20 protein-coding genes are annotated in these 23,603 nt (G+C 41.5%); 8 read left to right on the top strand and 12 right to left on the bottom strand.

Going from position 1 to position 23,603, the window contains the following annotated elements:
• Positions 1–4: 4 nt before the first annotated feature.
• The gene (locus K1X76_01160; GenBank protein MBX7147668.1) at positions 5–529 is read right to left on the bottom strand and encodes a cytochrome c family protein; all 525 of its coding nucleotides are present in this window, start codon (positions 527–529) and stop codon (positions 5–7) included.
• Between the two features lie 248 nt (positions 530–777).
• Here K1X76_01160 and K1X76_01155 point away from each other — a divergent pair, with 248 nt between their 5' ends.
• Complete coding sequence (locus K1X76_01155) at positions 778–1,476, top strand: Crp/Fnr family transcriptional regulator (protein ID MBX7147667.1); 699 nt, start codon at positions 778–780, stop codon at positions 1,474–1,476.
• Here the strand turns inward: K1X76_01155 and K1X76_01150 are convergent.
• The 5 genes from K1X76_01150 to K1X76_01130 form a co-directional block, all read right to left on the bottom strand.
• Positions 1,473–3,170, bottom strand: coding sequence for a VWA domain-containing protein (locus tag K1X76_01150; GenBank protein MBX7147666.1), 1,698 nt, complete (start codon positions 3,168–3,170; stop codon positions 1,473–1,475). The genes K1X76_01155 and K1X76_01150 overlap by 4 nt on opposite strands.
• 5 nt (positions 3,171–3,175) lie before the next feature.
• The gene (locus K1X76_01145) at positions 3,176–3,976 is read right to left on the bottom strand and encodes a CbbQ/NirQ/NorQ/GpvN family protein (protein MBX7147665.1); all 801 of its coding nucleotides are present in this window, start codon (positions 3,974–3,976) and stop codon (positions 3,176–3,178) included.
• Positions 3,948–5,273 carry a cbb3-type cytochrome c oxidase subunit I gene (locus K1X76_01140; GenBank protein MBX7147664.1) on the bottom strand — a complete coding sequence of 442 codons (1,326 nt, stop codon included), beginning with the start codon at positions 5,271–5,273 and terminating at the stop codon, positions 3,948–3,950. Before K1X76_01140 ends, K1X76_01145 begins: the two co-directional genes overlap by 29 nt.
• 49 nt (positions 5,274–5,322) lie before the next feature.
• Positions 5,323–6,024, bottom strand: coding sequence for a cytochrome c (locus K1X76_01135; GenBank protein ID MBX7147663.1), 702 nt, complete (start codon positions 6,022–6,024; stop codon positions 5,323–5,325).
• Positions 6,025–6,146: 122 nt separating this feature from the next.
• Positions 6,147–6,623: a hypothetical protein gene (locus tag K1X76_01130; protein MBX7147662.1), complete on the bottom strand. Its 477-nt coding sequence runs from the start codon at positions 6,621–6,623 to the stop codon at positions 6,147–6,149.
• A 128-nt stretch (positions 6,624–6,751) separates the two neighbouring features.
• Here K1X76_01130 and K1X76_01125 point away from each other — a divergent pair, with 128 nt between their 5' ends.
• From K1X76_01125 to K1X76_01100, 6 genes are all read left to right on the top strand, one after another.
• Positions 6,752–7,342 (top strand): hemerythrin domain-containing protein, encoded by a 591-nt coding sequence (locus tag K1X76_01125; protein ID MBX7147661.1) that lies wholly within the window; start codon positions 6,752–6,754, stop codon positions 7,340–7,342.
• Positions 7,339–8,814: a nitrite reductase, copper-containing gene (gene nirK / locus K1X76_01120; protein MBX7147660.1), complete on the top strand. Its 1,476-nt coding sequence runs from the start codon at positions 7,339–7,341 to the stop codon at positions 8,812–8,814. Before K1X76_01125 ends, nirK begins: the two co-directional genes overlap by 4 nt.
• Positions 8,814–9,611: a formylglycine-generating enzyme family protein gene (locus K1X76_01115; protein MBX7147659.1), complete on the top strand. Its 798-nt coding sequence runs from the start codon at positions 8,814–8,816 to the stop codon at positions 9,609–9,611. The genes nirK and K1X76_01115 overlap by 1 nt, the downstream gene beginning before the upstream one ends.
• An 8-nt stretch (positions 9,612–9,619) precedes the next feature.
• Entirely contained in the window at positions 9,620–10,219 is a 600-nt protein-coding gene (locus tag K1X76_01110) for an SCO family protein (protein MBX7147658.1), read from the top strand.
• Positions 10,216–11,376 (top strand): NnrS family protein, encoded by a 1,161-nt coding sequence (locus K1X76_01105; protein ID MBX7147657.1) that lies wholly within the window; start codon positions 10,216–10,218, stop codon positions 11,374–11,376. Before K1X76_01110 ends, K1X76_01105 begins: the two co-directional genes overlap by 4 nt.
• Before the next feature lie 79 nt (positions 11,377–11,455).
• A complete protein-coding gene (locus K1X76_01100) occupies positions 11,456–12,637 on the top strand; it encodes an OprO/OprP family phosphate-selective porin (GenBank protein ID MBX7147656.1) in 1,182 nt (393 codons plus the stop codon).
• Between the two features lie 53 nt (positions 12,638–12,690).
• On the opposite strand, the gene K1X76_01095 is transcribed toward K1X76_01100, so the two are convergent.
• The 6 genes from K1X76_01095 to K1X76_01070 all read right to left on the bottom strand — a co-directional run bounded on the left by K1X76_01095 (position 12,691) and on the right by K1X76_01070 (position 22,232).
• Positions 12,691–13,263: a YajG family lipoprotein gene (locus K1X76_01095; GenBank protein ID MBX7147655.1), complete on the bottom strand. Its 573-nt coding sequence runs from the start codon at positions 13,261–13,263 to the stop codon at positions 12,691–12,693.
• A gap of 16 nt (positions 13,264–13,279) precedes the next feature.
• Positions 13,280–14,245 (bottom strand): porphobilinogen synthase, encoded by a 966-nt coding sequence (hemB, locus tag K1X76_01090; protein MBX7147654.1) that lies wholly within the window; start codon positions 14,243–14,245, stop codon positions 13,280–13,282.
• Between the two features lie 72 nt (positions 14,246–14,317).
• Positions 14,318–19,186 carry a hypothetical protein gene (locus K1X76_01085; GenBank protein MBX7147653.1) on the bottom strand — a complete coding sequence of 1,623 codons (4,869 nt, stop codon included), beginning with the start codon at positions 19,184–19,186 and terminating at the stop codon, positions 14,318–14,320.
• Positions 19,187–19,389: 203 nt separating this feature from the next.
• Positions 19,390–20,739: a magnesium transporter gene (gene mgtE / locus K1X76_01080; GenBank protein MBX7147652.1), complete on the bottom strand. Its 1,350-nt coding sequence runs from the start codon at positions 20,737–20,739 to the stop codon at positions 19,390–19,392.
• A gap of 65 nt (positions 20,740–20,804) precedes the next feature.
• On the bottom strand, positions 20,805–21,251 hold the full coding sequence (locus K1X76_01075) for a single-stranded DNA-binding protein (protein ID MBX7147651.1): 447 nt from the start codon (positions 21,249–21,251) through the stop codon (positions 20,805–20,807).
• A gap of 267 nt (positions 21,252–21,518) precedes the next feature.
• Positions 21,519–22,232: a tetratricopeptide repeat protein gene (locus tag K1X76_01070; protein ID MBX7147650.1), complete on the bottom strand. Its 714-nt coding sequence runs from the start codon at positions 22,230–22,232 to the stop codon at positions 21,519–21,521.
• Between K1X76_01070 and glmU the strand changes: the two genes are divergently transcribed.
• Entirely contained in the window at positions 22,231–23,601 is a 1,371-nt protein-coding gene (gene glmU / locus K1X76_01065; GenBank protein MBX7147649.1) for a bifunctional UDP-N-acetylglucosamine diphosphorylase/glucosamine-1-phosphate N-acetyltransferase GlmU, read from the top strand. The two genes, K1X76_01070 and glmU, sit on opposite strands and share 2 nt — an antisense overlap.
• Positions 23,602–23,603: the final 2 nt, after the last annotated feature.

The raw sequence follows: 23,603 nt of genomic DNA, 5'->3' as shown, positions 1-23,603 counted from the left end.
TTTTTTAGTTATGACAGGTTGTACAACTGGTAGGCGCTCCCTTGGCGCGGTGACAGTCGATACAAAAACCCATCTGCAAGGTTTTGACCTGTTCAATTTTTGCCATATTGGCCACATCGCCGTGACACTCGGCACAATCCAAACCTTTTTTAATGTGCGGCATGTGGTTAAAATAAACATGGTCGGGTACATCGTGAACTTTTACCCAATCGAAGGGTTTGCCTTCATTATATAATTGATGCAATTTTTTGATGTAAGGAGAATCGGTTTTAACCACACTGTGACAATTCATACACACGTTCATGGCCGGAATAGTAGCAGGACGTCCGTTATCTACATTGGCATGACAATACTGACAGGGAATTTTATTATCGCCCGCATGGCGCTTGTGGCTAAACGGAATAGGCTGCTCGGGAGCATAACCAGTGTTATCACCCACCTTGTAAAGACTGTAGCCTACAAATGCTAATAAACAAAAAACAACAAGCAAAAGAGGAGCTAAAACTTTTTTAGGAATCTCTGGAAGCATTATTTATATGTACGCTTTAAAAATTTAGTAATGATTTGAGGAATAAAAACTGAATCCCCATTCATTTTGTATCGGGGTAATTACCTGTTGATATGTTTTCTGTAAAGTAAAAATTAGTAAAAATTTAAAATAAACGGCTGTTTTTATTATGCGAACCTTTTAAAAAAAACATCCTCACAAAATACCACTTATGTAGTGATATTTAGAAAGAACTAGCCATATAAAAAAAACAGATATATTTGAAAAACATGCATAACGACACAAATAAGGAAAAATTACTCAGAAACTGCCCTCTTTTTAATCATATTTTAGACACTGAACTGCAATTACTGATAAAACATTCAAGCATAAAGCAACTCGATAGGGGCGATTTTTTGTACAAAGCGGGTAATCCTGCAACGCATGCCTATGTTTTACTCATGGGGAGTGCCAAACTCATCCGCCATCATCCCGACGGAAAGGAACGCATTGTTCATATTTTATTGCCCGGTGAAATAGTGGGAGCTGCAGTAGCTTTGCAAGGTGGTATTTATCCTATTAGCACGTCAATTCTTGAACTATCTCAATGCCTTGAAATATCACGGGAGGCATTTCAGAGTTTTTTTATGCCTCATCCCCATATTCGGGAATTACTGATGTCGCAAATGGCCGAACGCTTAAAACAAGCCCACGAAGATCGAGTAAGCACCTTCGATTCGGTAGAAAAACGCATCGTTTACTTTCTGATCGATCTTCTAAACCGCATCAAACTCTCTTTTCCCCAAACAAGCCGGATTACAGTCCCACTCACACGTCAAGATATTGCCGATAGGGTAGGGTCTACCGTTGAAACTGTCATCCGCACCCTCACCCAGCTTGAAAAACAGAATCTCATTCTTACTCAAAACCGCTTAATCGAAATTCCCCATATCAAAAAGCTAGCTCTGGAAACAGGTATAGAGTTTTAACTCACCACCAATTCCCTCATCAATTGCGCTAACCCACGAGCAAATTGATGAATGGAACTAGCCCTAAAGACCTTACCCCCAAATAAATCGTGTGCTTTTTTTTGGCTTGCGTGTGAAAAAGCAAAGGCGCTAAACCCAATGCCGCAAGCCTTTGCCTCATGACTCGCCTTTAACACATCCTCAAAACCATAACGCCCCTCGTATCCATCGTAATCACTTGGTTTGGCATCACTTAAAACCACCAACACCCTCTTTTTGGCACTAACTTTATTTAATAGATGGGTAGCATGCCGAATAGCGGGCCCAATACGGGTATAGCCTTTAGGCCTTAACGCCTGAATGGCCAATAAAATCCGCTTCTCGTTTTCTAAAGACATAACATCATCAAAGGATTTGATAATTTCAAATGAACACTGGTGCCGTGTGTGCGAATAAAAGCTGGCTAATGCATATTGACCCAAGCCCGCTTTTTGCAGACTTAAGGCACTCACCATCAAAGCCTCACGCACTAGCGAAATAATTTCAACATCCCCTAACCATCCTTCGGTTGATTGACTGGTATCGGCCAAAAAAAGAAGAGCAAAATTATTCTCCATTCTTTTCTGTTTAAGATACAAGCGCGGCTCATCCACATTTTTACTCAAACAATCGGCATGATACCGAACCAAACCATCCAGATCGGGCTCTTCGCCTTCTTTTTCATTTTTTTTAAAACGCCGAACATTAGGCGCAATATTCATAGCCACTTGTGTGGCCATTTTTTTAAGTAACGTAATATCGCCTAATTCTGCACGCAGGCCATTTGTTTTATTTTCGTAAACGGTACACCATTCTTTTTTATATATTTTTTTTGATGTCTGCCATTCGGGATATACAAAAGTACATTTGCCTGGCAACAATTCGCTGCTTTTATTGTCGAGCAAAAAACCAGAATCAACATTCACCCGCCCCTGGGCACTTTGATTAGTGAGAATAACCGTATCAAATTCTACTTCTCCTAAAGCATCACTCATATCACCACTATCCGATCCATCCTTATTTTTATTACCTCCCTGATAGTCTTCGGCGGTGTGTACTTTTTCAAAACTGTGCACCAGTGGATTTTCGGGCTCGCTCGATAGCTCCACTTGTTGTGGACGATCTTTAATCGTAATATCGTATCCTCCTTTCTGTGTAGCCTCCCCAAAAGTACTCTCTTCGCCAAGCGTATCAAGCTTCTGCCACACTGGCATTTTTCCAAACAAAAAATCATCACGATTTTTTGGAAACACTCCCTCTACTAACGACGCCCCCATAAGCCGCATATAAAGCGCACCAAATTGTGGCCAATCGGCGGTTAATTTTAAGATAAGATAATTTTTAATATCATCGGGCAACACCACCAAAGCTTGAGGTTTTGAAAATTCATTCCACAAAGAACACGAGAACATAATTCTAAAAAGATAAGCTTCGTAATTTAAAGAAAGTTCGGAATAAAGATTGCACACTTGAGGCAAATAAAAAGTTATGCCATCAAAACTACCTGTTTTAACGCATGGAATAAGGGTAATAGGACGTCCACAAACAATAGAAGAAAAATGAGTTAATCGCTCGTGAACATTTTTAAGATAAACAGCATGTGGAAATTCGTGATTACTTTTTAAGGTTGAAAAAAAATTCCAAACAGAACCAAAAATTTTTTCGTCTAGTGACATACAGGTTAAAAAGTAAGAGACACAATATCGTTTAATGCTGCTAACGCTTCTGGGTCGTCCGTCATAACTTGAGATACAGCAACGGTGGTAGCAAGCCTTGGGGACAATCCTGATACAATAAGCTTGGCGGCATAAACTATAAGTCGGGTTGATACTGTTTCACGAAACTCATAATTTTCGATCGCGCGCATTTTAAGAGCCATTTTGCACAAACGTTTAGCCACATCCTCAGTACAGGCACTTTCGGCCATTACAATTTTTATTTCGGCTTCCAGAATTGGATAATTAAAATTGAGCGCTATAAAACGTTGCCGCGTTGAAGGTTTCATTTCTTTTAACGCACTTTGATAACCCGGATTAAAACTAACAAGGAGCATAAACTCACTTGGCGCCTTCAACACCTCATTTAATCGATCTATATACAATTCGCGACGATGATCGGTGAGTGAGTGAATTAAGACCACCACGTCTTCACGCGCTTCGGCAATTTCATCGAGATATAAAAAGGAACCCGTCTTGATAGCCCGCGTCACAGGGCCATCCTGCCAAACCGTTTCGCCTCCTTTTACTAAATAACGCCCCACTAAATCACTGGCCGAGGTATCTTCGTTACACGCAACCGTAATCAGCGGACGATTGAGTTGATGCGCCATTTTTTCTACAAAGCGTGATTTGCCGCAACCGGTTGGCCCTTTAAGAAGTAACGGTATTTTTTGCCGGTAGGCATGCGTCAACACACTTTCCTCTTCACCCTGGGGCAAATAATAAGGCGACGCCTTAGGCTTTACTAAAGTAAGGTTTTCCATAACGAATAAAGTTAACTACAAACGCACCAATACCTAACGTAAAAAGAGCGGCAGCCAAAACCAAACCTAAAAAGTGCACTTCAATTTCTTTTTGCACCGTTAAAAAATCAAGTCCCATTCTGCGTTCGAGATAAACTTGCGACACACCAGCCACAGCAAAGGCCAGTGTCATGGCAATCATCCCAATATTCGAAGTCCAAAAAGCAAACACATTAAGGCCTGTATCATTTAATTTGCGTCCCGTCATAATGGGAAGCGAGTACGTGATAATCGCAAGTACCAACATGGCATAAGCCCCCCAAAAAGCCATATGACCATGCATAGCTGTTACCAAAGTTCCATGAGTATATAAATTAACCTGCGGCAAGGTGTGCGCAAAACCCAAAAAGCCAGCTCCCACAAACGACATAATGGCACAACCCACGGTCCACAACATGGCCGTTTTGTTATCTTGCGTCTTCCCTCCTTTTTTCATCATGGCCACGGCATAAATAGCCATACCTAAAAAGGCGATGGGCTCGAGTGCACTGAAAATACCTCCCACCATAAGCCAATATTTAGGCGTTCCAATAAAATAATAATGATGCCCCGTTCCCAAAATACCCGACAAAAAGGTGAATCCCACAATCACATAAAGCCACTTTTCAATAATTTCGCGATCAACGCCGGTAAGTTTAATAAGCAGGAATGATAAAATAGAACCCAAAATTAATTCCCACACACCTTCCACCCACAAATGAACCACCCACCATCTCCAGTACGAATCAACTGTTTGGCTGATGGTAGGAATCATGCCCGGCAAATACAAAAGGGCTGCGCACAAAAGCCCAAAAAAGAGAACCATGCTGGTTGTTGTTTTTTTGGGCGACTTCCATAGTGTGGCACCAATTAAAAAAATGAAGAGCAAAACATCCACAACAACCAAATAATCAAGCGGGCGTGGAATTTCTAAAAATTTACGACCTTCCCACCAGTTAAAATGAAACCCAATAACAGCTGTAACACCCACCACCACAAGAGCTACAAGCTGCACATAAGCCAGTTTCTCCGACACAATTTCGGTGTCACATTCTTCGGGGATAATGTAGTAGGCCGACCCCATAAAACCCGCCAGCAACCACATCACAAGGAGATTGGTATGTGTGGCTCGCGCCGCATTAAAGGGTATCCAGCTATGCAACACATCATAACCCATATGGGCAAAACCCATAATAAACCCGTAAAGAAGCTGTAACGACAAAAGTAACATGCACACCGCAAAAAAGTAGTAAGCCACGCGTTGACTTTTAAATTTCATATCCATCCTCCTTAGAGCTTGTTAGTCGGCCTGAACAAAGTTCAGGGAGTTAATTTTTTACTTCCGATAAAAACGCCGCAAGTTCCGTAATTTCTTCATCCGAAAGTGGTAACCTGGGCATTTTGGCATCCGGCTTTACCGACAAGGGATCATGAAGCCAGCGGGTAATCCAAACAATATCGCGGCGCGAACCAACCCCATCAAGTGATGGCCCCACCTGTCCACCCTGACCACCCAAAGAATGACAGGCAACACACATTTGATTAAATATTTGGGGTCGAGTACCGATGGCAGCCACCGAATTTTTATCGTCAGAAACAGGAAGAGCTACTTGTGCCAAATTTGGCTTGGCCGGAAAACCATTGGTATCGATATTTCCGATCCATTTAAAAAACTCGATTAAATCTTTTTTATCCTGCTCCGAAAAATTATACTGCACCATCTTGCGCTCGCCCGGATACATTTTGGATGGATCGGTGAGCATGGAGTGAATAAAAGCCTCACCACGCCTTTCGTACACTTTGGTGAGTTCCGGTGCATAATAGGCGCCTTCTCCCAACAAAGTATGGCACCCCATACAATTATTTTTATCCCAAAGGTCCTTCCCGCGTGCCACTTCTGCTGTAATATTAGCAGTATGAGTACGTCCGGGTAATTTTTTGAACGTATCTATTGTTAAAACAACAAAAATTCCGGTACAAATAAAGGTACCTACTATAAAAAAAGTCTTCGCAGCCGATTTTGAAAGCATGCAATCTCCTTTCGATATAACTAAAATACAAATGCTCGTCTTTTACAGTTATGATCCAGATCATGGAAATGGGGGTTAAATATTTATACCGAAAAAAACTCGGGAGCTTGCTCCCGAGTTTTTCATAGATAGTTTTTTTTAATATCAATAATGGATGCCACATGATCTTCTTCAAGTCTCCCTAGTGGAGTGAGAGTTTTTTTCCATAAATCATCTTGCGACAAATCAATTGCTTTTTCATAAAATTGAACAGCGCTTTTTTCAATATCTAAGGCCGCATCCAATAAATGCACCACATCCTTTTTATGGATCATAAAAAAATGTTCCATAACTGACAAATCTTCTATTTTTTGATTTATTTCGTTTATATTAGTTAGGCTTGCTTGATGCCCAAAAAGGTTAGCACACAAATCTGAAATTTTTTGAGCATGAACCTTCTCTTCAGAAGCCATATCGAAAAAAAGATCGGCTAATATTTTGTCTAACGGAGCAACACGCAGCGACCATTCATCATACAAGGCCGCATTCCTAATCTCAATACTATAGGCCAATTTTAACACTTCTTGCGGGGATAAAAGATGAAAACTTTTCCGCAGCATGCTTTATGCGTTATCACAACACTATAAAAATGATATGATATGAATCATAAAAGTACTATTTTATTAAAAATGTAGATTTCTGATCTAGATCATACATATACATAGCCACATGATATTAACTAAATAGTATGGACAGTAAAAACCCCATCGACCATTTAAAAGCCGAACACGATCTTATTTTGCAATTCTCTTCAATTTTTTTACACATTGTTCAAAACGCAGAAACAGGCGCTCCCATTGATCTGCCTACCACACGATGGATGATCCATTTTTTAGACTTTTTTGTTGATCACTTACATCATACCAAAGAGGAAAACATTCTGTTTAAGGAAGCCGAAAAACATGGATTGATGCGCAATAATGGTCCCATTGCTTGTATGCTCCATGAGCACAAAACAGGTAGAGCTTATGTAAAAGAGCTTTTTAACTTATCAAACAATCCAATTGATACTCCCGAAACACGGCAACACTTTATACATCTAGCCCGCGGATATTTGGGGCTTATGGGTGAGCATATCTATAAAGAGAACCACATTCTTTACCCAGCTATCCAACAAATGCTGTCACCAGAAGAAATGGCTAATATTCAACTCCGTTTTGAATGCCTCAACGCATCGGAGCTGGGACAGGGAAGATTAGATGAAATTAAGCTTATGCTAAGCCTTATTGAAAAACAATTTTATGCAGTCCAACCAACTCAATCGAAGGAGATTCTATGAAAACCCGTCTTAAATTTGTGATGGCCCTTGTGTTAGGCGCATCCCTGGCTTGTAGCCAGTCAAACCAAGACACGGGAGGGAGCGCTAAAGGTGACTTTGGGCCCCCTAAGGGCGAACCCGTTGAAGCCGAAATTACCTCGGCCCCGGCAGTACCAGCCCCCATCAAGCGTGATCATCCCGCTAAATTGGTTGTTCATTTAGAAGTAAAGGAAGTAACAAAACCCATTGCCGATGGTGTAGAATATACTTTTTGGACATTTGGTGGTGATGTTCCCGGGAAATTTATCCGTGTACGCCAGGGTGATACGGTTGAGTTCCATTTACAAAATCATCCCGATAACAAAATGCCTCATAACATCGACTTACACGCGGTTACAGGGCCTGGCGGTGGCGCCGCTAGCTCGTTTACAGCACCGGGACATGAATCACAGTTTACCTTTAAAGCCTTAAACCAAGGTTTATATGTATATCACTGTGCTACAGCTCCTGTAGGCATGCATATTGCCAACGGTATGTACGGTTTAATTTTGGTAGAACCTCCCCAGGGACTTCCTCCGGTGGATCGCGAATACTATGTGATGCAGGGTGATTTTTATACGGTAGGTAAATATCGTGAAAAAGGACTTCAACCCTTTGACATGCAAAAAGCTATCGAAGAAAACGCCACCTATGTGCTCTTTAACGGATCTGAAGGTTCATTAGTTGGTGATAAAGCTATAAAAGCTAAAGTGGGTGAAACCGTCCGCTTGTTTGTAGGTAACGGTGGTCCCAATTTAGTAAGCAGTTTTCATGTGATTGGTGAAGTATTTGACAAGGTATACACCGAAGGTGGAACCAAATATCAGGAAAACGTGCAAACAACGCTTGTTCCCGCTGGCGGATCAGCCATTGTAGAATTTAAGGTAGAAGTACCAGGTACCACAATTCTGGTGGACCACTCTATCTTCCGCACCTTTAACAAAGGCGCACTCGGCATGTTAAAGGTAGAAGGCCCCGATAATAAGGAAGTATATTCAGGCAAAGAAATCGATTCGGTTTACTTGGCCGATAAAGCCGCTCCTTCAACCGCTGTTAGCGTTGCAAGCGAACAAATGAAAAAAGGAAATCTTACTCTGGATGCCCAAATTAAAGCAGGTCAAAACCTCTTTATGGGAACATGCTCTACCTGTCACCAGGCCGATGGCAAAGGTGTAGAGGGTGTCTTCCCGCCGCTGGCCGGTTCGGATTTCCTTAATGCCGATAAAGCACGCACCATGGGTATTGTTATCAACGGCAAATCGGGCCCTGTTACCGTGAACGGCAAAGACTTTAACTCGGTGATGCCACCCATGAGCCAGCTTAACGATGATGAAATTGCCAATATACTCACCTACGTTTATAACTCGTGGGGAAATAGTGGTGGTCAAATCACACCTGCCGATGTCAAAGCAGTACGTGATCAAACCACTCGTCCTCCGGGAGCAGCAAAATAATGCTTAAACGTTGTCTCATTGTTGCTTTAATCATCATCGGCCTTGGCCCCCAAGTGGGGGCCAAGGCCGATGAACTTTTTAACACTCCACTTGTAAGTATTCCTCAGGGAACATTAAAGCCGTTTTACCCTCCATCCGAAAAGGAAAAAGAAATTATCGTTCAGCCTTTTAAAATTCAAATTTATCCCGTAAGTCAAAAACAGTTTTTAAATTTTGTGCTTAAAAACTCGCAATGGCAAAAATCAAAAATTTCTAAACTTTTTGCCGATGACAATTATTTAAAAAATTGGAAAACGGATACAAAATTGGGTGAATTTAACCCCGAGGGCCCTATTGTACATATCAGCTGGTATGCTGCCCGCTCCTATTGTGAAAATCTGGGATTACGTCTACCCACCGAAGCCGAATGGGAATATGTAGCTTGGGCTACAACAAGTACGCCCGACGGGCATGCCGATATGGAATGGAGAAATAAAATTTTAGAATGGTATTCAAATCCTACAAAAAATTTGGGTTCTGTTCGTATTGGCGAAAAAAATTACTACGGGGTTTACAACATGCACGGCCTTGTATGGGAATGGGTGGACGATTTTAATGCCAACCTAACTGCTACCGATAATCGTAGTGGTGGCGAAGCCGATAAAAACAAATTTTGCGGAGCAGGCAGTGTAGCTGCCAGCGAAAAAGATGATTACGCAAGCTTTATGCGCATTGCCATGAGAAGCTCTCTTAAAGCCAACTATACAACATCAAATTTGGGTTTTAGATGCGCTGCCGACAACAGCCAAAAACTTTGAGGTACTTTATGAAAGCAAATTTAAAAAAAGATCAGGAATTAACCTTGCCAACACTCATGATGATTGCCTGGCTCCTCTTTTTTCTTTTTTCATTTTCATTTATTGCAGGAGCTGCCGATATAAATACTCAAAGTCTTTACCAATACAAAACTAGACTAATAAATCAGGACAATCAATCCATCTCCTTTAATGTATATGAGGGGTTTCCCGTTGTAGCCACCATGTTTTATGCCTCCTGCACTTATTCATGCCCCGTTTTAATATCGTCTTTAAAAAAAATGGAATCTGATCTTAAACCTGATGTAAAAAAAAATACCCGTTTTTTACTCATTAGCATGGACCCATCAAACGATACACCGACTGTATTAAAGAAAGTAGCCGAGGAACAAAAACTCGATTTATCACGATGGACTTTATCAAGCCCCGAAAACGATAACACAGCTCGAGAAATTGCTAATTTACTAGGTGTAATTTATAGAAAAACACCAGAAGGCATCATTAATCACAATACTATGATAAACCTGCTTGATAAAAATGGTTCGCCGCTACTGAGCGAGGAAGGTTTGACGGATGCGGTAGTTCATGCAAAAGAAGCACTTCAAAAATGAACAAAATTTTTAACAAAATTGCAGCCGATCCTTTTCGTCTCTTTTTTCCTTTAGGCACCCTTATGGCGCTTATGGGTGTTTTGTACTGGCCACTCACGCTAACAGGCCGTATGCATGAGCACACCCCCTGGTTTCACAAACAATTGGTACTTTTCGGTTTTTTATTTTCTTTTGTTATAGGCTTTTTAGGCACGGCTGTTCCCCGCTTTACAGCGGCCAGCCTTCTAAGCATTGGTGAAGTCGTTATTCTTTTTTTACTATGGACAGGCGGTGTATTGGGTATTTTTTACGAAAATCATTTATGGACCAGCTTGCTTATAATCCTAACCCTTATATTTTTGATAACAACTCTTGCCAAACGTTTTTTAACTCGGCAAAAAAATCCACCGCCCACATTTATTTTTATCCCGTTTGGTTTTTTGTGTCTTTTTTTATCTCAACTACTTTCTTTTTCTAGCAATCCTCAACTGCTCACCTTGTCCAAAAATCTTTTTTTTCAGGGGACCATACTTTTTTTACTGTTGGGCGTGGGTGGCTTTTTAATTAAATCCATTTTAGGCTTTGGCGCCATTCTTCCTCAAAATCCTGGCGATAAAATGCCAGATATAAGTTTTTTAAATAAATCACATACATTACTCATTACTTTAGCCAGCCTTCTGTTTTTAAGTTTTTTTATAGAAGTCTATCTTCACGAAAAAGTTGGTATGTGCTTAAAAGCCTTTATTGCCAGTTTCTTTTGTTTTTATCAGATTCAAATTCACAAAAAACCAACCAGCGGCAAGCTTACAGCCCAAACGCTCCGTTTTTCACTATGGTTTTTGGTAATTGGCTTGTGGGGTGCAACACTTGCTCCTTTCCAATATCGCGTTAGTTTTTTACACTTGGGTTTTGTGGGTGGTTTTTCGTTATCCACCTTTGCTGTTGCCACCCGCGTGATATTAAGCCACACGGGTAACGGTCATTTGCTCAATCAAAAATATACACCCTTTACCATTGCTGTAATTTTAATGAGCATTGGTTTACTAGCCCGCTTTGGAGCCGATTTTGTTCCTGCAGGATATATTCATCATCTCACCTACGGAGCTATTACCTGGGCTATTGGAGTTATCGTATGGTCAATTTTTATCTTGGCGAAAACTTTTAGCTATAAAAATTAGAACTGCGATTCTACTTTTTATGATGTTTATCATAAGCATCTCTTTATCTTGGCGTTATTTCGTTATTTAAGGAGAACTTATGTATATTCAAAACAACAAATTATATTATTCGTTTATTATCTTTTTATTCTGCTTTTTATTATCAACAAGTAGTATGGCTAATGGCACACCAGCTCCAAAAGAGTGCGAGATGGTAGGCTATGATAATGGCTTTTACCTCAAAACGTGTGATAACAATTATAAACTTAAATTTAACGTTCAATTACAACCCCAGTATCAATATTTGGGGATTGAATCACAAGATGATACCAATACCTTTCAAATTAGACGGGGCCGTCTTATTTTTAGTGGCCATGCTTTTTCGCCCGATTTAACTTTTAAATTTCAGTACGAAGCTATTGGTGGGCGCGATAACACAACGCGCGAAAATGATGCTTTTGTAAATGCTCTACGCGACGCTTATATCGCTTATAAATTTAACGACTATATTAATGTGATGGTGGGACAAGCTCGTCCGTACTTTAACAGGGAAGAATTAACGCCCGATAACGTACAACAATTTATTGGCTACACCATTGCCAATGAAGTGTTTAATCACGCACGCGATTTGGGAGTTTGGTTATCGGGAAGCGCTTTTGATAAAAAGCTGGAATACGGTTTTTATGTAAATAACGAAGGCTTGGGCAGTAACCGTACCAATCGTAATAACGACTTTTTGTTTGGCACACGCCTTGTGTACAATATTTTAGGCACACCAGGTCTTCAGCTCACAGCCATTAATCATCCCGAAGAACATCAATTGGCCCTTGGACTTGCTGCCAACTACAATACGCCCGATACCAATGCCGGCAATAACGTGATTGGTACAACAGCCGACTTTATTTACATCTATAAAAACTTCTCTTTTATGGGCGCCGGTTTTTATGCTCGCGATACCGATGCTGATAGCACGTTACTTGGGTTTAGTGGACAAGCTGGTTATTTTATTGTTCCCAAAAAATTTGAAGTAGCTGCCCGCTTTGCCGGCGTTATTCCCAAAGCCAGCGGCATTACCAATGGCTACGAAGCCGGAGCCGGATTTAACTATTATATCAAAGGACACAATCTAAAAATTCAAACCGATTATGGCATGTTGATTAATAGTGCTCTGGTGCATGGTGGGTCCGTACAAGCAGGATCAATGTTTAATGGCTTTAACCCTGGATTTAATCAGGATCAGGTCGATCATCGTATCCGCACACAAATTCAATTGTTTTTCTAAAATGTGTCCTTGAGTGAGTAGCCCTGGCTTTAGTTTGCACCATAAGGCCAGGGCTACAAATCTTTAAGATACCGATTCACAGGAATTTGTTTGAGTGTCTCGTAAAACAAATCACTCAATGTTTTGGTGAGTTGCTTGATATTCTTTTTACGAATGCCTTTGGATTCAATAGAAAAACCCAAATCTACATCAAAAATTTTATTACCGCCCTTCTCGGCCATAATCATCAAGGCGCTCTCGGCTTCGTGCTTTTCGGTTAAAAATTTCTTTTTACCGCCGGCATAAAATTTTTCTATAGTTATCTTCAGCACGGTAGCCTCTGCCGATGTTGTCATCACCTGTAACCCGCATACCGTTAAAAGCCCTTCTAACGCTTTTTGAAACTGAAGCTCCAAGGGAGGATTGACAAAAACATCTATCTCTTCACTCCCTTTAGCAATCTCTCCCACAAAAGCACTTTCACGATTGTCTTTTACCTTTAAAACTACCGGAATATCCTTCCAAACTTTAACCGGACACACATTATTGGCAAAGTTTTGCGGTAAACTGAGAACTAAATTGCTTTCTTGGGCAAAAATAGGGGTTGAAATGGTAAAAAAAAGTAAAAATAAGCTTATTTTTGTCATTTTTTATATAAAACAGCTAAAAGTTGCAAAAATCTTTAGCAAAGTACGAGATAATAAGCGAAGCGCCGGCCCTTTTAATAGCTGTTAAACTCTCTAAAACAACTGCTTTTTCATCAATCCAGCCCTGTTTAGCCGCTGCTTTTATCATGGCATACTCACCACTTACTTGATAGGCCGCTAGCGGCAACGGGATTTCGGCTTTTAGCTGAGCCACAATATCTAAATAGGCCATAGCGGGTTTAACCATAATAATGTCGGCCCCTTCATCTACATCCAGCCACGCTTCGGTGAGCGCCTCGTGACTACGGCGATAATCCATTTGATAGCTCTTGCGATCACCATGACTGGGGGCCGATTCGGCCGCATCCCGAAAAGGACCGTAAAAACTGGAAGCATACTTAACAGCATAGCTCATGATAGGAATATTTTGAAAACCTTCCGCATCAAGACGGGAACGAATAGCCCCCACACGCCCATCCATCATATCAGACGGCGCCACCATATCGGCCCCGGCTTTTACATGTGAAAGTGCCGTATCGGCCAAAAGAGACACGCTGATATCGTTTTCTACGTCGCCCTTAGAGTTAATAACCCCGCAATGGCCGTGCTCCATGTACTCGCACAGACACACATCGCTAATTATAAAAAGATTGGGGCACGCGTTTTTAATTTCGGCAATCGCCTTTTGCACAATACCCGTATGACTATGCGCGCCTGATGCTTTTTTATCTTTTTTTTGCGGAATACCAAAAAGAATTACCGATTGAATGCCCGCCTTAGAAAGAGACTTTGCTTCTTTTACAACATCGGCAAGTGTATGCTGAAAAATACCGGGCATCGATTTAACCGGCTGAGACGATTTTAGGCCTTCCTTCACAAAAAGAGGCTGGATTAAATTTTTAGGTTCAATAATTACATCGGCCAGCATATCGCGAAGGATAGGAGAAGAACGCAAACGACGTGGGCGATAAGGCTGATGCATGGGCTTGGTTTATGTGAAAGGAGCAATTGTGTCAAATAGCTTATTAAAGGCTAACTTTATAGAAAAATACGCTTAAAGGGGCTTGTATAAATCGATTTGAATATTGTCAAAATTATCAACCAAGCCTGCATCTACCAGCAATCTTAAATTGCGCACCCAATCGGCACGATGATCCAATACACCTTGTAAATATCCTCCGGTATTCATTTCCACATGAGTCACACGGCCATCTACAATATGCAATTCACCCGGCAATATGCTTTCTCTCAAATATTCATTCGCATTAACATGTGAAACGTTTGCAATATTCACGTAAGGATTTCCGTCTAAATCTAATAAAGCTGAAAAAGTATAGACACCATCAGGCAGTATCTTCCCATCTAAACGACAAATACGCCCTTCTGAATCACGATACCATCTATACTTTCGATAACCATCAGCTTTCATTGCAACATCAATCTGTTGATTAACTGGATTCTCAAAAGCGCCTTCTCCATGTTCGGTAAGAGGAAAGCGGTACAAAACACTATAATCCAGCGGATCCATCGCCATGTCTTTTAATTGCTGTTGTGTAAATAATCCCTCTTGAGGCGTCATTTGATAGCGTTCTCGTGTTTCACCACCATTGTGACGTAAAACTACCGACACGCGCGTTCCAATATCCACATCAACAGGAATATGCACTTGCGGATCGGCAGCGTCTAATTGAACAGAAATAACCGTGGCCAAATCGGCCCGTCGGGTACGGTTATACCGCAGCTCCACATCAACGGTGCCAGATAAAGGACCATCCAAAAAAGCAGGATTAAGCGCTAGGTCAAAATAAGAAATACTCCCTTGGGTATGTGAAAAAACCTGAACCTCATGAGAACTTCCGGGCACTTTAAGAACACCGCTAACTGGCACATAAAAACCAACTGCACTCCACGGCATAAAACTATCGGGCATATCATCACTGTGAATGACATTAACACTCACTCTATCACGGGGAACAAAGGCACGATTTACATTGGTGTAGAGCATAGCCACATACAACTCTGCTCCCTCCATGATAATGGGCAAATCTATATCGCCTACATAATCTATCACCACGGCATCTTGAATTTGATCCCAAATATCCTGCCTATTATGAGAATGAAGTTGCCGTAAAAGCGACACATAATATGAAAAAGCTTCTAAATTAAGACTGATCTGCTCGGTCACAAAAGGTAAAGGGCTACCAAATAAAGATTCTACCGTTGCATAGCGGGCTTTTCCATCGGTAAAATCAACACGCCTTTGATACATACCCCGCATACTCGCTTCATTCTCTGCCAAAGATACTTCTGCCATGGGCAATTCCTCGGACTCTTCTTCATGGGGTATTTCAGTCACAAGCCTAAGACCTCCCGCTGATTCTTTACGGTATAAAACTTCCGCTCGTAAAATTTGTCCTAAACCATTCACACGAATCACACCTGTTGCATCACTGGGTGTTAAATGCAAAACCTCCTGTTCCAAATCAAAGTAGGTTACTCGCACATAAATATCGGTATCGGCAGGCATAGGTCTTTCCATAATACCCTTAACTGCAAAAGTAATAATGGTTGTTCCATTTTCTTGTACGGTTTTATAACCCAAACGGGCCATGGTGAAGTTCTGCATTGGAATAGCTCGATCACGCTGACTTTCTTGTAACTCAACGGCACTGTGACTATATGCCGAGTATCGGCGAGTCAAGGCCTCCCAATTGGGCGTTTGTAAAATTGTATCTTTAGAAGGCAGATTTTGCGAACCCTTGCCCGGTTCTGACATGGCCGGTAACATTTCATGACCTTCGGCATAGTATTCCTGATAACTCATGGCCTTTCCGTCTACCCAAACTGTTTTGGCTGTTTCGAGAACACGGGTTACATGATCTAACAAATGGGCCATCACCTGGGTGTTTCCCATTTTTTTCGCTTCGGCATAGGCTCGATAATAATCTATGGCCACTACAACACCATCCTGACCTTCAATTTTAAAACTCACCCCTCGTTCTCCCAACACCATCAATTGATTGTGAACAGGTTTTGCCTCGTAATAAACACCAGCCAAACCTTCGGCCGACGACGGCAAAACGTTACCAATAAAAGAAATACCTGAGAGTAACCCGTTTAAGTAATCTACATAGTGCCCCAATTCATGCGCTGTTTGAGCAGCTAGCATATCGGTTGCTTCAATATTGCCGCCCACTTTTTTTGTTCCAAAAATTGCATAAAAATTTGCTACGTCAAAAAGAGCTCCTGTTTTTGTTAAAACCCAAACATACTGAAAAGGGATATAGTCAATTCCTGCTTGCTCCAATTGCCTCTGCACACTTCTAATATCGGAAAAAATATCCTTTAATGTTTCCGGTAAAAAACCGGTCCCTTTCTTGGCCGTGAAATAATAACTTTCTAGAGTAGATTGCAAACCTAGCAAGGAATCGAGTACAACCCCTCTTTTTCCATCGGCTATCGTGACAACATCATCGTGTGGAGGCTCGCTACTGGCGGCAGGCATTTCACGACCACGAGGACTTCTTTCAACAACAGTAGTATCGTCCTGCATGGATGGCTCTTGTGTGTCAGGAGCGTGTGGCAAAAAAGAAGGTTCTGTACGAGCAGAACCAACATCCATGGTGTAAGGAGTGGGAGTAAATGTAGCATCGGGGTCTAAACGATCAGACAGAGTACTTCTTTCGGGGATATCTCCTAAAAGAAGATCATCTAAAAAAGCCACCATTTGTTTGCCGGTACCAAATTCTCCATTTACATATACCTCATCGGTTGCAGTCACATAAAAAAGGTCATCAATGTGATTGCCATAACTCATTTCTACAGCCGTAAAGCGATAATCTGAATTTGATAACACATGCACATGCTCGTCTTTAAGCATGGCTCTCATGGTAGCTAAATCTACAATATCCGATGGCACAATGCGTTCTTTTAAAGCCAGCGCGGTTATAGCACCCGTTGCTTTTAAAGTAACAATCATGCGCAAGGCTTCAGCATAACGTTCGGCAAAATTCTTTTCATCTAAAGTGCCGTTTCCACCATGATACCATTTTTGTAATTCGCCAATACGCTCAAATACAAGGGCTTCAATACCCAACTCTCCTGCCATCTTTAAACTTTCCTGAGTAAGCGTTGTGGCCGGCATTAGTTTTGAAATTCCTCCCACAAAACCCATTACAGCGCCAATGGCCGACATCACAGCACAGCGTTCCCAAAAGTTATCGAAGGCCGCTGCTCCATGCGATGCGGAGTTAATAAGTGATTCGGTAGCCACAAAACCCAGCCCACTTAACAACACTCTTAATCCACCTGTTGCTAAAGAAGTTTCACTTAGTCCAGCTGTTCCGGCAATAATAGGCGCACTTGCCGACGCCAAATAGGCCACCACACCCGCAGGGATAGCCGTAAGTAAAAATTCGCCCCATTGTTTTGCTGTTAAATGATCGTGATATCGCTCTAAAGCAGAGGCATACCCATCCAAAGCACCTTCACGCAATTTGGCCGAAAAAAAACTGTGAGCCCCTAAAGAAGCATGCAAATCTTTTTGGGCTAATATTTTTTCCAAAAGTAGTTCCTGCTTTTTAGCCTGAATCTGACGATCCAACTCGTCTAAAGCAAGTTGTCTAATTTCCTGCTCTGTTTTTTGAGGATAGAGGCGTGTTAATGCGAGTGTTGTGTTAGCAATAATAGAATCACGATTGTCGGCAATAGCAGATTCTAAGTGAGCTTCTACCTCAGCCAGCATTTGCGGTGTAGCTTTTGATGTAAGATTTTTAAAATCTTGAGCAAGCAACACGTTACTATAAGCCACAACCAAACCATAATCTTGGCGGGATTTGGCACAGTCTATTTCGTATTGAAAATAATCATCACGTGTTAATCCAATACATCCGTCTCCCCTTAATATTCTGTTACAATTTCTTTCTACCCAGGCCTGATGAGCCTCATTTAAAACTGGATTGTTGGCTTGCTCAATGAGTGCAATAGCCTCACTAATGGTACTGGCCTGGCCCGAATCAATATATGCTTTGATTGCCTCACGAAACATCTGACGTTTTTGGTATTCTTTATATCCCAACAAACCCATTGCATTAGCATACTCCACACCGGCCCATAAACGAGTAGCCAGGCTTTTAGACTCACTTTTAACTTCTATATCTAGAGCTGTAGCAATAGCTCCCTGAAACTCGTATTGATCGCGGGCTTCATCAAAGGCCAATAAGCGTAACGAGTGTATGCGTTCTTGTTCCTTTTGTACCATTTCATACAAGTCAAAAGTTTTCTCCCAGTATGGCTTTAAATAATTGGGGAGAAGGGATATTTGGCGTGAATGAAACGGACTAAAATCGATGAGAGGCGACAGATAATCATGACTACCCCACGCTGGAATTTTGGAAAGCATCCAACGGGCTAAATCTTCTAAAACATAGGCGGCCTCATCGTAGTTTCCTTCGCTAAACAAGGCTAACGCTTTAAAAAAATCGTGGTCCCCTTTAAAAACAGAAGCCTCTGACTGTGCATTAAAAAAATCAACGGTGGATTTTACAATACGGTGAGCATCTGAGCTAATAGCAGGTTGGTTATGAGCCACAGTAACACGCTCTGGCAAACGGGAAGAAACCGCACGAACCGGCTCGTCATAAATTTCATCCTCAAAATCGGGACGAAACAAAAGATTGATGGAAGACACAAACGAATCAAGCGTGTCGCCAAAAGGCAAATAAACTTCGAGTAATTCTAAAAACCGTGGATCACGACTTAATAAATCCCATTCACCGCGATCGAGCTCATTATTGGCTATGCCAGCATAGGGATCTTGATCGTACTCGGCAAGCAAACTAACCAAAGCAGCACGATCTTCGGCCAACAGAGGATCCGACTGTTCTAAAAAATCAAACAGATCTTTTGGGTTGATACTTGCCATGCAAGATTCACTTTTTTTAAATTTAAAAAATTGATTTCTGCCCAGAAATCGCGTGTCTAAAACACGTAGTACTTTATCGGTATAATTCCAATAAAGTTTCGATATTTATTGAAAACTTCTTGTGAAGCTATAAATATTAATGATTTCAATTACTTATATTTAAAATAGAGTATTATTGAAGGGGGTTAAAACAAAAAAGGCCTCTAAAGCAAAAACTTCATCAATAAGGTAGCAAATCCTAAAAAGAAAATATTGCCCATCACATCGGTTGTCATCGTAACAATAACCGATGTTCCAACAGCAGGATCGAGTTTCATAGAACGAAAAACAAGAGGAATACCGGCCCCAACCAAACCACCCAAAACCAAATTAAGTGTAAGAGCCACAAGCAAAATAAAACTGAGTACAAGATTTCCCTCTAAAAAATAAACCATAGTGCCAATAAGCACCCCGCCCAACATTCCCAAAATAAGTCCATTGGCCATTTCTTTTAATATAACTTTATAGAGCTTTACAAATCCCAGTTCTCCCATGGCAATGGCACGGGTAACCACTGTTAAACTTTGAATGGCCGTGTTGCCACCCAAGCCGGTGACAATATTCATAATCACAGCTAAAATCACCACTTGCTGAATGGTACTTTCAAAAATATGCACCACCGACGAAATAAGGCCGGCCGTGCACAAATTAACCAGCATCCAAGGGAAACGTTTTTTTACTTTTTCCCACACGGGAGTAGCCGCACGGTCGGTTTCGGATAAGCCAGCCAAATGGTAAATATCTTCGGCGGCTTCTTCTTCCACAATATCCAGCACGTCATCTACCGTAATCACACCCACCAGTTCACGGTTTTCGTTTACAACCGGTAGTGCCAATAAATTGTATTGCGTTACAATCTGCGCTGCTTCTTCTTGAGAGGCTGTAGCCAGCACCGAATTAACTCCCTGATCCATCACATCCCGAATAAGCGAACCCGGCTTAGACACTACCAAATGTCTTAGCGACTGCACCCCCAAGAGCATATTGCTGTCATCCACCACATAAATATAAAACACTCCGTGCGTTTCGGGATGGTTACGCAAATGATTAATGGCTTCTTCTACCGTCCAATCGGCTTTTACCGCCACAAAGTTTGTGTTCATGATGGCACCAGCCGAACGGTGGGGGTAGAGTAATAATTTATCCAGAAACCGCTTATTGTTTTCGGGAAGAGAATCGAGAATATTTTTCCAGCGACCGGCCGGAATTTTTTCCATTAAGTAATGTGCGTCATCGGGTTCCAGCCGCGCAATAATATCGGTGAGTTTTTTATCCTCGATCATCTCCAAAACATCAGGGATTAAAAACTCGGGCAATTCAATAATGGTTTTTCCGGCCTTTTTTAATAAAAAAAGTGAATCGAGCAGCTTTTGCATTTCGGCCGGATCAAGCTCGGAAAATAAGATAGAGATGTCGGATGGATGAAACTTTTCAAGGGCATGCGCAATTTTCCCCTCATTCCCCGACTTGAGGAGACGCTTGGTCATCTTGACTTGGAGAGGAGATAAAGCCATCAGCTCCCATTATCAGCAGGCCCAATCAAATGACAAGAATAATGTCAGCACACAGGAGAAATTATTTAAAAAGGAACATCATCTTCCGAGCCAAACGGAGGAGGTTCGTTTGATGAAGAGCCCGAAGAACCGGACGAGGATCCATGATCGCCCCCACCGCCACCAAAGCCTTCGCCACCACCACGCGCACCTAAAAATTGGATGGCTTGAGCAACAATTTCGGTGGTAAAACGGTCTTGGCCACTTTTATCCTGCCATTTACGGGTTTGAAGACGCCCTTCTACATAAACCGGACGCCCTTTAGAGAGATATTCTTTGCACAATTCGGCTAAACGACCCCACACCACAATGCGGTGCCATTCGGTACGCTCTTGAGCCTGACCATTTTTATCGTTCCAACGTTCATTGGTGGCCACATTCAGCGTCGCCACAGCAGCCCCGCCCGGAGTAAAACGCACTTCGGGATCTTGTCCTAAATTTCCAATAATAATTACTTTGTTTACACTAGCCATATATTCCTCTTTCTTCCGTAATGTTATTAATTTATGTCTTTAAAACTTTTTCCCTCTCCAACACTCTACAATCAACAATCTTTGGGAGAAGTTGTTTTAAATTTTTTTGAAAATGAGTGGCCAACATTAAAAGTCTTCACCCCACCACCCAAAGGACTTTCTTCCCAGAAACGGTGAGGACGTCATCTAATAGACAGACTTCTTATTTTCAAAAAAATTTAAAACAACTTCTCCCAAAGATTAACCTTTAACACCCACTCTTTTTTGTCAACTTTTTTTAGAAATTTTAGCCAATAATTTTTGAAGATCACGGATCACTTCTTTATCATGCAAAGTTTTGGGAGACTTTTTCTCGTACTCCGCTAAAAGTGGCTCCAAAACTCCGCGCGCCTCTTCTTTTTTACCCTGCTCCATCAGCACTTCCCCTAACAATTGCCGGTTATCGGGATGCTCAGGGCTTAAGGCCATCGCCTGCAAGGCATATTGATAGGCTTGATCGGCATCTTTAATAATACCCTCTTCGGCCAAAGCCATCCCGGGCACTTTTAAATAAATATTCCCCAAAAGACGATAGGCCCCACCTGCATCATAAGTAGGATTCATCTCCAACACCTTCTTGGCATCCTTCACCATCTGAACAAGAGCCTTTTGATATCCCAAACCGGTGGTTTCAATATATAAACCACGCAGAACCGCCCGGTAAAAATAACAACCCGCTTCGTCCGGAAATCTTTTGACACAATTTTCGGCTTGTTCAAGAGCGAATGCCGCCTTTTTCACTCTTCCTTTAGGAGAAACCTGATTTTCCACTTCGTCTACTTGTGTGTTGAGATAATCGATAAAGACATTGGGCTTACAAGTATCTAAAAAAGGGCAAGTTTTAGGCTCTTCGGCAGTGCCAAATTGCGCTTTAAAAAGGATTAAAGTAATAAAAAAAATTCTTGTTGTTATTTTACCCCACATCATTAAAACATAATCCATGCCTCACTCTCTTGCAACCATCATTCTAGCAGCCGGCCGCGGCACACGGATGAAAAGTTCTGTCCCCAAAGTTTTGCATCCGCTCCTTGATAAACCCATGCTTGCCTCCTCGCTAAAACTATCCATAAAATCACAAAAGGTAATTGTAGTCACCAGCCCCGAGACACAAAACATCATTCAAAAAAATTTTGAAAATTATGATTTTGAAATCGCCATCCAAGATCCGCCGCTGGGTACAGGACACGCCGTAATGGCGGCCATGCCACTTCTTCATAATTTTAAAGGCACCGTGCTCATCACAAATGGCGATATGCCTCTTATTACACCAGAATCCATACAAAACCTTTTAAGTACTCATCAAAAATCAAAAGCCTTGCTTACACTCACGGCTACCAACGTAGAAAACTCCCATTTTGGCCGTGTGGTGCTGGATGCGAGTAAAAAGCCAAAAAACATTGTGGAATATAAAGATGCTACCAGCGTCCAAAAAAAAATAAAACTGGTGAATGTGGGCTTGTATGCCGTGGATGCTTCATTTTTAAAAACGGCCATCAAAGAATTAAAAAACAAAAATGCCCAAAAAGAATATTATTTAACCGATTTGGTAAACATGGCGTACAAACAAAAAAAGAAGACGGCTTTATATACGATGAAAGATGTTAACGAAGCCCAAGGCGTGAACTCACAGGAAGAACTTATGACGGCAAACAAAATAAAAATGACAAAAAATATTAAAAAACATTTAGAAAATGGCGTTACTATTTTAAACGATGCCGGCGTCATGATTGGCGATGATGTCACTATCGGATCTGGAACCATTATCTACGGCCCCTGTACTCTTTTAGGAAAAACTAGCATCGGTAAAGAATGCACCTTGGAACCGGGGCTTTTTTTAGAAAACGTCACTGTCGGCAACAAGGTTCATTTTAAAGCTTATGTGTATGCACGCGATGCTATTTTAGGAAACGAAATTGAAATTGGACCTTTTGCCCAATTGCGCCCCGAAACAAAATTAGCCAACGGTGTAAAAGTAGGTAATTTTTCGGAAATTAAGAAATCAACCATTGGCGAAGGCTCTAAAGTAAATCATTTGAGTTATATTGGTGATGCGACGATTGGTAAAAAAGTAAATATCGGGGCCGGCACCATCACGTGCAATTACGATGGTGTAAAAAAATATCAAACTATTTTAGAAGACGGTGTGTTTGTAGGCAGCGATACACAATTTGTAGCTCCTGTTACGGTGGGTGAAGGCGCTTATATTGGTGCCGGTTCTACTATTACTAAAAATGTTAAAAAGAAGAGTTTGGCACTAACCCGTAGTCAGCAGACAGAAATTGAAAACTGGGCTGATAAAAAGAAAAAATAAAC

The organism is bacterium, from assembly GCA_019695305.1.
In the GTDB taxonomy this organism is placed as follows: Bacteria; UBA10199; UBA10199; order UBA10199; family JAIBAG01; genus JAIBAG01.
Note: the sequence above shows the minus strand (reverse complement) of the source record. Positions and strands in the feature narration are given on the sequence as shown.